Below are 13,342 nucleotides of genomic sequence, written 5' to 3' on the forward strand. Positions count from 1 at the left end.
GTCGTCAACTTCTTTTTATTTCACCCTTTCGTCTGGATCGCTTTGCAGCGCTGTCCGCGTCGGGGAGCGAGACTATAGCAAAGCCGCGCCGCAGTTGCAATGCTTGCGATTGTGCTATCGTACCCGCCGCCTTCCACCCACCTGATCCATTCATGCAGATCCCAACCATCTCCCCTACTCATGATGCGGCCCTGGCGCAGGCACTGAGCGACGCCATCAATAACAAGACCAAGCCGCTCGGCAGCCTTGGCCGGCTGGAATCACTGGCCGCCCAGCTTGGTCTGATCCAGCGCTCGACCGCCGTGCGCATCGACCAGCCCGCGATCCTCGTGTTCGCCGGCGACCATGGGGTGGTAGCCGAAGGCGTATCCGCCTTTCCGCAGGACGTGACTTGGCAAATGGTGGAGAACTTCCTGGCCGACGGCGCCGCCATCAATGTGTTCGCCCGCCAGAACGGCTGCGCGCTGCACGTGGTCGATGCGGGGGTGAACCACGCTTTCGGTCCGCGCCCCGGCCTGCTCGACCGCAAGGTGGCGAACGGCACCCGCAACGTTGCCAGGGAAGCCGCGATGACGCCGCAGGAATGCGCGACCGCGCTCGAACACGGCATGGCCCTGGTGCGCGACCTGCCCGGCAACGTGGTGGGCTTTGGCGAGATGGGCATCGGGAACACGACGGCCGCCGCCGCGATCATGCACAAGCTGACCGGCCTGCCGCTGTCGCGCTGCGTTGGCGCGGGCACCGGCCTGTCGGCGGAAGGCGTCCAGCGCAAGGAGCAGGTCATCGGCGCCGCCGTGTCGCTGCATGAAGGGGCGAAGGATCCGCTCGCGGTGCTGGCCACCTTTGGCGGCTTCGAGATCGCGATGATGACCGGCGCCATGCTCAAGGCGGCCGAGCTGCGCAAGGTGCTGCTGATCGACGGCTTCATCGTCACCAGCGCCCTGCTGGTCGCCGCGCGCCTGCAGCCGGCCATCCTCGACTACTGCGTGTTCTCGCACTGCTCGGGTGAACATGGACATGCGCTGTTGCTGGAGCAGCTCGGCGCCAGCCCCTTGCTCGACCTGGGCCTGCGCCTGGGCGAAGGCACCGGCAGCGCCCTCGCCCTGCCACTGCTGCATGCGGCCGCCAATTTCCTGAACCAGATGGCGACCTTCGCCTCGGCCCAGGTCAGCGAGCGCTCGGCGTAAATGCACCAGCTGCGCCTGTTTTTCGTCGCCCTGCAGTTCTTCACGCGCCTGCCGATCCCGCGCTGGGTCGGCTTCGACGCCGCGTGGCTGAACCACGCCTCGCGCTACTTCCCGCTGGTCGGGCTGGTGGTCGGCGCCATCGCGGCGGCGGTGTACGCCGCGGCGGCCCTGGTCCTGCCGGCACCGGTAGCGGCTGTGTTGTCCACCGCGGCGACGATCTACCTTACCGGCGCCTTCCACGAAGACGGCTTCGCCGACACCTGCGATGGCCTGGGCGGCGGCATGACGCGCGAGCGCGCGCTGGAAATCATGAAGGATTCGCGCGTCGGCGCCTATGGTGCGATCGGCGTCGTGTGCATGCTGATCGCAAAGTGCACGGCGCTGGCCATGCTGCCGCCGTCCAGCGCCAACGCCGCACTGCTGCTGGCGCATCCGCTGTCGCGCCTGGCCGCGACCTCGCTGATCTGGACCATGGAGTATGCGCGCGCCGAGGGCAAGGCCAAACCGCTCGCCGAACGCATGAGCGGCGCCGAATTCGCGATTGCCGCAGTCACCGTGATCCTTCCCGCCGCCGCGCTCGTGCTGCAAGGCGCACTCGGCGTGGCCGCTTGCGCGGGCGCCGTGCTGGCCGCGGGCCTCACCGCGCTCTGGCTGGCCCGCAAGTTCGCACGCCGCCTCGGCGGCTACACGGGTGATTGCCTGGGCGCCGTCCAGCAACTGTCCGAAGTGGCGATCTATCTCGCCATCCTGGCCACCCTCGGCCAGGGGGCGCTGGCCTGAGCATGCGGCTCTACCTGGCGCGCCATCCGCAGCCCGAGACGCTGCCCGGAATCTGCTACGGCGGCTCGGATTTGCCGCCCACTGAAGCCGGCGTCGCCGCCACGCTCGAGGCGCTGTCGCGGCAAGGTCTGCACGAGCTGCCCGTCTTTTCCAGCCCGCTCCGGCGTTGCGCCGCCCTGGCCCGCCGCCTCGCTCACGCGCCCGTATTCGACGCCCGCCTGGCCGAAATGCATTTCGGCGCCTGGGAGATGCGCAGCTGGGACGACATTCCGCGCGCCGAAGTCGACGCCTGGAGCGCCGACCTGCTCCACTACCGCCCGGGCGGCGGCGAAAGCGTCCTGGACGTGGCCGGGCGTGTGGCAGCCTTCCTTGGCGAGCTCCGCGCCGCCGGCCTCGAACAGGCCCTCATCATCTGCCACGCCGGGACGATCCGCTTGCTGGCGTCGCTGCATCAGGGCGGCGGTATCGAAGAGGCCGCGCTACGCGCCGCCCAGGCTGCCCACCACATCGGCTACGGCGAGCTGCTCGTGCTGAAAGACTGACAACGCCGTATAATTGCGCCGTTTTGGTGCTCGCGCCTGTGTCCACAGGCGCAGTTAAACGGGAAACACGAAGCCTTCTGCAAGGCCAACGTGTGCTGCCCCCGCAACGGTAAGCAAGTGCCGCCTTCAAGCGGCAAACCGTCTTCCTCGACCACTGTGCATTCGCATGGGAAGGTCTGACGGCCACACTTGCCAGCCCGGATACCGGCCAAAAGGTGGGAGCGCGCCTGCGCGTTCCTGTTCAATCTGGCCTACGGGGACGTCGGCTGGTTGTCCATTGATAGAAACTGTTCATGAACTTTCCTGTAACACGGCAAGCGGCCCCGGTGTCGTTTGCGCTCGCCATTCTTTCGTCTTCCGCTTTCGCCGACGCTCCCGCCTTCGACACCGTCGTCGTCACCGCCACCCGTACGCCGCAGCAGGCGGCCGACGTCATCGCCGACACCACCGTCATCCACGCCGAAGAGATCGCGCGCTCCGGCGCCGGCTCGGTGGCCGACATCCTGCAGCGCCAGCGCGGCGTCGAGATCACCCGTAACGGCAGCGCAGGCGCCGCCACTAGCGTGTTCCTGCGCGGCGCCAACAGCAATCAGGTCGTGGTCCTGCTCGACGGTGTGCGCGTCGGCTCCTCGACTACCGGCGCGGCGAGCTGGAACGCCGTGCCGCTGGGCGCCATCGAGCGCATCGAGATCGTCTACGGTCCGCTCAGCACCTTGTACGGCGCCGACGCCATCGGCGGCGTGATCCAGATCTTCACCCGCAAGGGCGAAGGCAGCCCGGTCGCGAGCACCTCGATCGGCGCGGGCAGCAATGCTACCCGCACGGCGGACGCCGGCATCCATGGCGCGACCGCCGGTGCGCGCGCGTTCAGCTACGCCTTCGGTGCAGGATACGAGGAGTCGGACGGCTTCTCCGCCACCCGTCCCGGCGCCTTCGGCTTCAACCCGGACGAAGACGGCTACCGCCGCCGCAACCTCAACGGCCGCGTCGCCTATACCTTGGCGCCCGGCCATGAGATCGGCGCCCAGTTCCTGGCCAGCCGCCTGCGCGCCCAGTACGACAGCGGCGCCGGCGGCTTCGACACCCACAGCGACCAGGACCTGAACACCGTCGCGCTCTTCATGAGCAACCAGCTCCTGCCCAACTGGCGCAGCACCGTGCAGGCCGCGCGCTCGGACGACAAGCAGGGCAGCTTCAGCAGCGCCGCGCCGTCGGGAAGCAGCCAGATCGACACCGAGCAGGACGAGTTCAGCTGGCACAATGCCATCGCCCTGGGCCCGGACACCCTGCAGCTGATCTACAGCCACCGCAAGGAAGAAGTCGAGGCCATGCGGCGCGGCCGCATCACCAACGCGTATGCGGCCGCCTACTCGGCCAAGCGCGGCAGCCACCTGTTTGATGCGAGCGCGCGCCACGACCGCTCCTCCGTGTACGGCACCAGCAATACGGGCGCGGCCGGCTACGGCTACGACTTCGGCAAGGGCCTGCGCGCCAGCGCCAGCGTCGGCACCAGCTTCCGGGCGCCGACCTTCAACGAACTGTACTACCCGGGCTACGGCCTGCCGACCAACAAGCCGGAGAAAGGCCGCAACCACGAACTGGGCCTGCGCTACGACGGCAGGCTGGTCGACCTGGACGCGCGCTACTACCGCAACCGCCTGAGCGACATGATCGTCTCGGCCACGCCCTGCCCGGACCGTCCCGGCAGCTGCGCCTACAACGTCAACGAGGCCCTGCTGGAAGGTGTGAGTGTTGGCGGCAGCACGCGCCTTGCCGGCCTTAATCTGCGCGGCAGCGTCGACTGGCAGGATCCGCGCGACGAGACCACCGGCAAGCGCCTGGCGCGCCGCGCGAAACGCCACGCCAGCCTCGCGGCCGACTACACGGCCGGTACGCTGAAGGCCGGCGCCGAATGGCAACTGTCCGGCGGCCGCTTCGACGACGCGGCCAACCTGCGCCCCCTGGGTGGCTACGGCCTGCTCAACCTGTACACTACGTGGCAATTCACCCCCGAACTGTCGCTGCTGGTCAGGCTCAACAACGTCGCGGACAAGCAGTACGAAGTGGCGCGATACTACGGCACCAGTGGCCGCACCTGGTTCGCGGCCCTGCGCTACGGCATGCGCTGACGGGGACTTCGATACGAGACCAAGCAAGCATGCATCCACCGATCCGTCCGCCGCGCCAGCGCGCCCTGCTCATCATCGCCGTCCTGATGGCGGGCGCCATCGCCAGCCTCCTGTTCGCCGGCATGACCGGGTCGATCCGGGTGCCGCTGGCGGAGCTGCCCGACGCGCTGCGCCAGCTGGCGGACGGCCGCGCCGAGTCCCTGCCGGCCTCGCTGCTGGAACTGCGCGCCGGGCGCGCCCTGACCGCCTTCGTGACCGGCGGCGCCCTGGCCCTGGCGGGGGTCATGATGCAGGCCCTGCTGCGCAACCCGCTGGCCGACCCCTACGTACTCGGCATCTCGTCGGGCGCGGCGGTGGGCGCGCTGGCGGCGCTGATGCTGATGTGCGCGGCCGTCGTGGTCGACGGCGCGGCGCTGCTGGGCGCGGTCGCCGTGTCGATGCTGCTGTATTTGCTGGCCCGGCGCGACCTGCGCGGCGGCCTGGCGGCCGAGGGCGGCGCCTCGATGCTGCTGCTGACCGGTGTCATCCTGTCGGCCTTGTGCGGCGCCCTGGTCACCCTGATGCTGTCCATCGCGCCGGAAGGACGCCTGCGCAGCATGGTGTTCTGGCTGATTGGCGACCTGGCCGGCGCACCGCTGCGCCTGACGCCCTGGCTGGTGCTGGGCGGCGCCCTGGTCTACGCCATGCGCAGCGCGCGCGCCATGAACGTGGTCGCCCTGCATGCCGGAGCGGCGTCGACCCTGGGCGTGCGCGTGGGCGCCCTGCGCAAGGGCCTGTTCTTCGTCTCCGGCCTGCTGACCGCCAGCGCGGTCACCAGCGCCGGCTCGGTGGGCTTCGTCGGCCTGATCATTCCCCACGCCTGCCGCTTCGCCTTCGGGCCCGACCACCGCATTCTCATCCCGGCGGCGGTATTGGCCGGCGGCAGCTTCCTGGTGCTGTGCGACACCCTCGCGCGCACCGTGCTGGCGCCGCAGCAGCTGCCGGTAGGCGCCATCACGGCGCTCATCGGCGCGCCGGTGTTCCTCTACCAGCTTCACCGGCTCAGGAAGTGACCATGCTCCAGACCCACGACCTTCTCCTGCAGGCAGGCAGCCGTACCCTGGTGCGCAAGCTGGACTGGCGCGTCGCACCGGGCGAATGCTGGAGCATCATCGGCCGCAACGGCGCCGGCAAGAGCACCTTGCTGCGCACCCTGGCCGGGCTGCACCGCGCGGACGCCGGCACGGTCAGCGTCCGCGGCCGCGAACTCTCCAGCTGGGAGCCTGCCGAACTGGCGCGCGAACGCGCTTTCCTGGCCCAGTCGCGCCACGACGCCTTTGCCTACAGCGTGCTCGAAACCGTGCTGTCTGCCCGCCATCCCTACCACGCCAGCCGCTACTGGGAAGGCAGCGACGACCACCACGCGGCCATGCAGGCCCTGGAAGCGATGGAGGTGGCCGACCTGGCGGCGCGCGACGTGCGCACCCTGTCCGGCGGCGAGCGCCAGCGTGTGGCCATCGCGGCCATGCTGGCGCAGGAAACGCCCTTGCTGCTGCTCGACGAGCCGGCCAACGCACTCGACCTGGCGCACCAGGTCAGCACCATGGCCCTGCTGTCCCGCCTGTGTGCGGAGCAAGGCAAGACCGTGGTCATGATCGGCCACGACCTCAACCTGGCGCACCGCATCTCCAGCCACGCGCTGCTGCTCATGGGCGACGGGCGCTGGCAGGCCGGCAGCGTCGACGCGGCCATGCAGCCCGCGCTGCTGAGCGACTACCTCGGCCATCCGATCGAGATGCTCGAGCATGGCGGCCGCCGCATTTTCATTCCTATCGAGAAAAGCAGATGAACGACATGAGCCCGGACGAGATCGCAGCACTGAACGAGCGCCACCGCGTGCGCATGGAGCGCAAGAAAGCGGTCATCGATGCCAAGATCGCGGCGGCCGACAAGGAAATCGGCATCCTCATCGTCAATACCGGCAACGGCAAGGGCAAGAGCTCGAGCGGCTTCGGCATGGTGGCGCGCGCGCTCGGCCATGGCATGAAGGTCGGCGTGGTCCAGTTCATCAAGGGCGCCATGTCGACCGGCGAGGAGATCTTCCTGCGCCGTTTTCCCGATGAGGTGAGCTTCCATGCGATGGGCGAAGGCTATACCTGGGAAACCCAGGACCGCGAGCGCGACATCGCCAAGGCGAACGAGGCCTGGGAACAGGCCAGGCGCTTCCTGTCCGACCCGGCTTATGGCATGGTGGTGCTGGACGAATTGAATATCGCACTGAAGTACCGCTACCTCGACGTCCACACCGTGATCGCCGACCTGCTCGACCGGCCGGCGATGCAGCACGTGGTGGTGACCGGTCGCGGCGCCCCGCCCGAGCTGGTGGAGGCCGCCGATACCGTCACCGAGATGAATGTGGTCAAGCACGCCTTCAAGGCGGGCATCGCGGCGCAAGCCGGCACGGAGTGGTGATCATGGACGAGCATCATGGAGCACGCGCTGGAGCACGTGTCGTGCTGGTGGCCGCAATGGCCTCCGGCCAGGGCAAGACGACGGTCACTGCCGCGCTGGCGCGGCGCCTGGTGCGCATGGGCAAGCGGGTGCGCGTCTTCAAGTGCGGCCCCGACTTCATCGATCCGCTGCTGCTGGAACGCGCCTGCGGTTCGCCCGTTTACAACCTCGACCTGTGGATGGTCGGCCTGGACGAGTGCCGCCGCCGGCTGGGCGAGGCGGCGCGCGAGGCGGACGCCATCCTGGTCGAAGGCGTGATGGGCTTGTACGACGGCACACCCTCGGCGGCCGACCTGGCGCGCGAATTCAATATTCCGGTGCTGGCCGTGCTCGACGCCTCGGCCATGGCGCAAACCGCGGGCGCGGTGGCGCAAGGGCTGCGCGACTACGGCCCGGTACAGCTGGCCGGCGTGCTTGCCAACCGGATCGCCAGTCCTGGTCATGCGGCCATGGTGAAGGCTTCGCTGCGCGACATTCCGCTGATCGGTTCTTTGCCGCGTCAGGAGAAAAAGCTGCCGGAACGCCACCTGGGCCTTGTCGTGCCGGGCGAGCTCCCCAAGGTGGAAGAGATGCTCGACGCCGTGGCCGAGCAGATCGACCTCGACGACGCGGCCTGGGAGGCGCTGCCCATCCTGCCACCTTCGCCTGCGCAAGTGGTGACGCCCGCGCAGCCGCTGGCCGGCCGCACCATCGCCATCGCGCGCGACCCGGCCTTCGTGTTCGTCTACCCGGCCAATGCCGAGCTGCTGCAACAGATGGGCGCGCGCCTCGTGTACTTTGCGCCGATGGACGACGAGCCGGTGCCGCCGGATGCCGATGCGATCTACCTGCCGGGAGGCTATCCGGAGCTGCATGGTCCCGCGCTGGAAGCGGCAACGCAATGGCGGGCGTCGATCCGTGACGCCCATGCGCGCGGCGTGCCGATCGTCGCCGAATGCGGCGGCATGATGGCGATCGCCGACGGCCTCACCGACAAGCAGGGGCAGCGCTGGCAAATGGCCGGCCTGGTGCAGGGTGAAGTGGTGATGCAGCCGCGCGTGAGCGGACTGGGACTGCATGCGATGCCGACCGCCCAGGGCGAGCTGCGCGGCCATACCTTCCATTATTCGCTCATGGATTCGAGCCTGCAGCCGCAAGGCCACACGATCAAGCAGAACGGCGGCGCCCAGGGCGAGGCCATCTACCGGCTCGGTACACTGACGGCCTCCTACTTCCACGCCTACTTCCCATCCAACCCGGAAGCCGCGGCCGCGCTGTTCCTGGGTGCGGCCCGGTGAGCGCGACCCTGGTATTCGGCGGCGCACGCTCGGGCAAGAGCGCTTTCGCCGAAGGGCTGGCGCGGGCGTCCGGCAAGGACGTTGTCTATGTGGCCACGTCGCGCGCCGGCGATGGCGAAATGGCCGCGCGGATTGACCACCATCGCGCGCGGCGTCCCGCGCATTGGCAGACCGTCGAGGAAGAGCTGGCGCTGGCCGGAGTGCTGCGCACATGGTGCGCGCCGCAGCGGCTGGTGCTCGTCGACTGCCTGACGCTGTGGCTCAGCAACCTGATGTTTTCGGATGGCCGCGACTATCCCGAGGTGGGCGAAGTCGCGCTGCCGCCGCGCTTCCATCAGGAGCGCGCCGCGCTACTGGAGGCGCTGGATGCGGGACTGGCGGGGGAAGTGGTATTCGTCTCGAACGAGGTCGGCATGGGCATCGTGCCCTGGGGCGCGGTGTCGCGCAGCTTCGTGGACGAGGCGGGGCGCCTGAACCAGGCGATCGCCGCGCGCGCGCAGCGGGCGGTCTTCGTCGCCGCGGGGCTGCCGCTGGTGCTGAAAGGGGCATGGTGCTGACCGGTCTCTCAGCGCCGGCGCTGGCCCTGCTCCTCGTGGCGGGCATCGTGCTCGACCTGTTGCTGGGCGAAGCACGGCGCTGGCATCCGCTGGTCGGGTTCGGGCGCCTGGCCGGCTGGCTGGAGCGGCGCCTGAACCGCGCTAACGCACGCTTCGGGCGCGGCGCCGCCGCCTGGATGCTGGCGGTGCTGCCGCTGAGCGCCGTTTCCTGGCTGATGCTTGAACCCGCCGGGCTCTGGCTGCACGCCGTGCTGCTCTACCTCTGCATCGGGCTGCGCAGCCTGCGCGACCACACGCTGCCGATCTACACGGCGCTGCGCGAGGGCGACCTGGCCCGGGCGCGCATGCTCACTGCGCGCATCGTCAGCCGCGATACCGCGGACGCCGGCGAAGGCGACCTGGCCAAGGCCAGCGCCGAATCCCTGCTGGAAAACGGCAATGACGCCGTGTTCGGCACCCTGTTCTGGTTTGCGGTCGCCGGCGGCCCCGGGGCCGTGCTGTTCCGGCTGGCGAACACGCTGGATGCGATGTGGGGCTACCGCAACGAGCGCTACACCCTGTTCGGCCGCTGCGCCGCGCGTGCCGACGACCTCCTGAACTACCTGCCGGCACGCCTGACCGCGCTGTCCTATGTGCTGCTGGCCGGCACGGAACGCTCGCGCGCCTGGCGCTGCTGGCGTACCCAGGCGCCGGCATGGAGCAGCCCCAACGCCGGCCCGGTCATGGCCAGCGGCGCGGGCGCGCTCGGTATTTCGCTCGGCGGCGCGGCGATCTATGACGGCGAAGTCGAACATCGTCCGCCGCTCGGCGCAGGGCCGGCGGCGGCGCCCGCCGACATCCTGCGGGCATGGCGGCTGGTGCTCAGGACGACCTTGCTGTGGGCTGGCGCGGTATGCGCGGCGGCCCTGCTGCTCTCGATCGGAGGCGCCCATGCTTGAACATGGCGGCAATCTGCGCGATGCCGCGCGCCGCTACGGGCGCAGCGACTGGATCGACCTGTCGACGGGCATCAATCCTCATGGCTATCCCGTACCGGCGCTGTCGCCCGAAGCCTGGCATCGGCTGCCGGAACCGGACGCGCGCCTGCTCGACGCGGCCTGCTCCTACTACCGTGCGCCGCGCCTGCTGCCGGTTGCCGGGACCCAGGCCGCGATCCAGGCCTTGCCGCGCCTGCGGCGGCCGTCACGGGTGACGGTATCGGCGCCCTCGTATGCGGAACACGCCCATCAATGGAACCTGCATGGCCATGCGCGCCGGCTGGTCCCCTACGCCGGCCTGGAACAGGCTGTCGACGAGAGCGACGTGGTGGTGGTCGTCAATCCCAACAACCCGACTGGCGAGACGGTGCCGCCGGGGCGTTTGCTGGACTGGGCCGCGCGGCTGCGTGCGCGCGGCGGCTGGCTGGTGGTGGACGAGGCCTTTGGCGACACCGCACCGTCGCTCAGCGTTGCACCGCATGCGGGGGAGCCTGGCCTGATCGTCCTGCGCTCGGTGGGCAAGTTCTTCGGGCTGGCCGGCTTGCGCCTGGGATTCGTCGCGGCGCATGAGACGCTGCTGGACGAACTGGCTGACCTGCTCGGGCCTTGGGCGGTCAGCGGTCCGGCGCAGGAGATTGCATTGCGCGCGCTGCGCGACATGGACTGGCAGCGGAAGACGCAGCGGCAGCTTGCGCAGTCGGGGGAGCGCATGCATGCATTGCTGCAGGCGCACCGCATTGCTCCGGCGGGCACGCCTTTGTTTCAATGGTGGGCAGAGGCCGAACCCGAAGCGTTTCACGAACACCTGGCGAACCGCGGCATCTGGTGCCGTTTGTTCCGCGACGCCGCACGCGGTGTCCGCCTCGGCCTGCCGCCTGGCGAAGAAGGCTGGAGGCGGCTTAACCAGGCATTATTCGAATGGAGCAAACGATGAGGAAGACGATGCTGCTCGCCTGCGTGCTGGCGGTGCAGGCCCAGGCCGCGGTGACGGTCAAGGACGATGCGGGCAGGCCGGTCACGGTCGCCAAGCCGGCCGAGCGCGTGATCTCGATGGCGCCCCACGTCACGGAGATGCTGTTCTCGGCCGGCGGCGGCAAGCGCATTGTCGGCGCGGTGACCTACAGCGACTATCCGGAGGCGGCGAAAAGCATTCCGCGCATCGGCTCGAACCGCGAGGTGGACCTCGAGCGCATCATCGCCCTGAAGCCGGACCTCATCGTGGCGTGGATGCACAACAGCTCCGAGCGGCAAATCGAGATGGTCAAGCAGCTTGGCGTACCGGTGTTCCAGAGCGATCCGCAGACCCTGGAAAACATTCCCGACAATCTGCTGCGGCTTGGGCAGCTGATGGGTACCGAGGTGGAAGCGAAAGCATCCGCCGCCCAGTTACGTCAACAGCTCGCCAGCCTGCGCGCGCGCTTTGCGAACCGGCCGACGGTCCGCACCTTCTACCAGGTGTGGGATAAGCCGCTGTACACCTTGAGCGGCAAGCATATCGTCACGGATGCGTTGCGCCTGTGCGGCGGCGAGAATATCTTCGACAAGCTGAACGTCGTGGCGCCGATGGTAACGGTCGAAAGCGTGCTGCAGGCCGACCCGGAAGCGGTGATCGGTACGGCGGAAAAAAACTATGGCGGCGTCGGACTGTGGGAGCCTTACCGGACCATGCTCGCGGTACGCAGGGATAACCTGTTCACGCTCGACGGCGACCTGCTCAACCGCGCGGGACCGCGCATGATCCAGGGCGCCGCGGCGCTATGCGAGAAACTCGAGCTGGCGCGCCGGCACCGCACGCCATGAAGCCCTTCCCCTACCAGACCCTGATGGTGCAGGGGACGACCTCGGATGCCGGCAAGAGCACGCTGGTGGCGGCGATCTGTCGCCTGCTCAAGCGGCGCGGCTGCCGGGTGGCCCCGTTCAAGCCGCAGAACATGGCGCTCAATAGCGCAGTGACGCGCGACGGCGGCGAGATCGGCCGGGCGCAGGCGCTGCAGGCGATCGCCGCCGGTGTCGAACCGCATACCGACATGAATCCTGTGCTGCTCAAGCCTTCGAGCGACGTCGGCGCCCAGGTCATCATCCATGGCCGGGTGCGTGCGGAGATGAACGCACGCGACTACCACCAGTACAAGACGGTCGCAATGGCGGCCGTACTGGAATCGCACCGGCGCCTGTCGGCCCAGTACGACGCGGTCATCGTGGAAGGCGCGGGTAGCCCGGCGGAGATCAACCTGCGCGACCGCGACATCGCCAACATGGGATTTGCCGAAGCGGTCGACTGTCCCGTCATCCTGGTGGCGGACATCGACCGCGGCGGCGTGTTCGCCCATCTAGTCGGCACCCTGTCCTGCCTGTCTGAGTCGGAGCGCCGGCGCATCGTCGGCTTCGTCATCAACCGCTTCCGCGGCGATATCTCCCTGCTCGAACCTGGCCTGGAATGGCTGGAGGAGAAGACCGGTAAGCCGGTGCTGGGTGTGCTGCCCTACCTGCACGGCTTGTACCTGGATGCGGAAGATGCCGTGCAGCCGGCGCAGTCGGGGCGCGGACAATTCCGCGTGGTGGTGCCTAGCCTGCCGCGCATGAGCAACCACACCGATTTCGATGCGCTGCGCGCGCATCCGGAAGTGGATGTGCGCTTTGTGCGCGAAGGCGAAGCGATTCCTGGGGCGGATCTGATCGTTCTGCCGGGAAGCAAGAATACGCGCAGCGACCTGGCGTGGCTGCGGCAGCAGGGCTGGCCGGCGCAATTGGTGCGGCACCTGCGCTATGGCGGCAAGGTGATCGGCGTTTGCGGCGGGTTCCAGATGCTGGGGCGGTCGGTGGCCGATCCGCACGGCGTCGAGGGAACGGCCGGGGTGTCCGAGGGCTTGGGACTATTCGATATCGGTACCACGCTGGCGGCTGAAAAGCGGCTGGCGCAAGTGAGCGGTGTCTGCGCTTTCGGGACGCGCCGCGATGCGCGCGTGGATGGGTACGAGATTCACATGGGCGTGTCTGAAGGACAGGCATTGGAGACGCCGGCCTTCCTGATCGACGGACGTGGCGAAGGAGCGCTGTCGAAGGATGGGCAGGTGCTGGGCACCTACCTGCATGGATTGTTCGATCATCCGGATGCCTGCCAGGAGCTGCTGCACTGGGCCGGGTTGCGCAGTGAAACGCGGGTGGACACCTATGCGCTGAGAGAGGCCAGCCTGGATCGGATTGCGGATGCGGCGGAAGAGATGTTCGACAATCTGATTGCGGTGCGGTGAGTATCAGCTGAATCGCATTATCAGGTCAGCGAAACGCTGGGTGTTTAACTGGCGGTGCGATGTGCAAAAGCTGGTTGACCTGGGCGGAACAATGCCACTGGCATTGTTCCGGCCAACTTGCCTGCAATCCGTCAACGCATGTTCCGGCTGCC

At 68.6% G+C, this 13,342-nt stretch carries 13 protein-coding genes and 1 riboswitch; all 13 genes read left to right on the forward strand.

Annotated features, from left to right (window positions below; genetic code table 11):
* Positions 1–152: 152 nt before the first annotated feature.
* Positions 153–1,187: a nicotinate-nucleotide--dimethylbenzimidazole phosphoribosyltransferase gene (gene cobT, locus V7778_RS24245; RefSeq protein ID WP_335560084.1), complete on the forward strand. Its 1,035-nt coding sequence runs from the start codon at positions 153–155 to the stop codon at positions 1,185–1,187.
* Entirely contained in the window at positions 1,188–1,967 is a 780-nt protein-coding gene (locus V7778_RS24250) for an adenosylcobinamide-GDP ribazoletransferase (protein ID WP_335560086.1), read from the forward strand. It begins immediately after the preceding gene.
* Between the two features lie 2 nt (positions 1,968–1,969).
* Positions 1,970–2,509, forward strand: a complete 540-nt coding sequence (locus V7778_RS24255; RefSeq protein ID WP_335560088.1) for a histidine phosphatase family protein — start codon at positions 1,970–1,972, stop codon at positions 2,507–2,509.
* Positions 2,510–2,516: 7 nt separating this feature from the next.
* Positions 2,517–2,736, forward strand: a riboswitch (cobalamin riboswitch).
* Between the two features lie 66 nt (positions 2,737–2,802).
* Positions 2,803–4,638 carry a TonB-dependent receptor domain-containing protein gene (locus V7778_RS24260; RefSeq protein WP_335560090.1) on the forward strand — a complete coding sequence of 612 codons (1,836 nt, stop codon included), beginning with the start codon at positions 2,803–2,805 and terminating at the stop codon, positions 4,636–4,638.
* A 29-nt stretch (positions 4,639–4,667) separates the two neighbouring features.
* The gene (locus V7778_RS24265) at positions 4,668–5,690 is read left to right on the forward strand and encodes a FecCD family ABC transporter permease (RefSeq protein ID WP_335560092.1); all 1,023 of its coding nucleotides are present in this window, start codon (positions 4,668–4,670) and stop codon (positions 5,688–5,690) included.
* A 2-nt stretch (positions 5,691–5,692) separates the two neighbouring features.
* Positions 5,693–6,466, forward strand: a complete 774-nt coding sequence (locus V7778_RS24270; RefSeq protein ID WP_335560095.1) for an ABC transporter ATP-binding protein — start codon at positions 5,693–5,695, stop codon at positions 6,464–6,466.
* The gene (gene cobO, locus V7778_RS24275; protein WP_335560096.1) at positions 6,463–7,089 is read left to right on the forward strand and encodes a cob(I)yrinic acid a,c-diamide adenosyltransferase; all 627 of its coding nucleotides are present in this window, start codon (positions 6,463–6,465) and stop codon (positions 7,087–7,089) included. The genes V7778_RS24270 and cobO overlap by 4 nt, the downstream gene beginning before the upstream one ends.
* Positions 7,090–7,091: 2 nt before the next feature.
* On the forward strand, positions 7,092–8,405 hold the full coding sequence (locus tag V7778_RS24280) for a cobyrinate a,c-diamide synthase (protein WP_335560097.1): 1,314 nt from the start codon (positions 7,092–7,094) through the stop codon (positions 8,403–8,405).
* Positions 8,402–8,962: a bifunctional adenosylcobinamide kinase/adenosylcobinamide-phosphate guanylyltransferase gene (cobU, locus tag V7778_RS24285; RefSeq protein ID WP_335560099.1), complete on the forward strand. Its 561-nt coding sequence runs from the start codon at positions 8,402–8,404 to the stop codon at positions 8,960–8,962. Before V7778_RS24280 ends, cobU begins: the two co-directional genes overlap by 4 nt.
* A complete protein-coding gene (cbiB, locus tag V7778_RS24290; protein ID WP_335560105.1) occupies positions 8,956–9,900 on the forward strand; it encodes an adenosylcobinamide-phosphate synthase CbiB in 945 nt (314 codons plus the stop codon). Before cobU ends, cbiB begins: the two co-directional genes overlap by 7 nt.
* The gene (gene cobD, locus V7778_RS24295; protein WP_335560100.1) at positions 9,893–10,873 is read left to right on the forward strand and encodes a threonine-phosphate decarboxylase CobD; all 981 of its coding nucleotides are present in this window, start codon (positions 9,893–9,895) and stop codon (positions 10,871–10,873) included. The genes cbiB and cobD overlap by 8 nt, the downstream gene beginning before the upstream one ends.
* Positions 10,870–11,739, forward strand: coding sequence for a cobalamin-binding protein (locus V7778_RS24300; protein WP_335560102.1), 870 nt, complete (start codon positions 10,870–10,872; stop codon positions 11,737–11,739). The genes cobD and V7778_RS24300 overlap by 4 nt, the downstream gene beginning before the upstream one ends.
* A complete protein-coding gene (locus V7778_RS24305) occupies positions 11,736–13,190 on the forward strand; it encodes a cobyric acid synthase (protein WP_335560103.1) in 1,455 nt (484 codons plus the stop codon). Before V7778_RS24300 ends, V7778_RS24305 begins: the two co-directional genes overlap by 4 nt.
* Positions 13,191–13,342 lie beyond the last annotated feature (152 nt).

The sequence above is a fragment of the Massilia sp. DD77 genome (assembly GCF_036961685.1).
Taxonomy (GTDB): Bacteria; Pseudomonadota; Gammaproteobacteria; order Burkholderiales; family Burkholderiaceae_D; genus Telluria.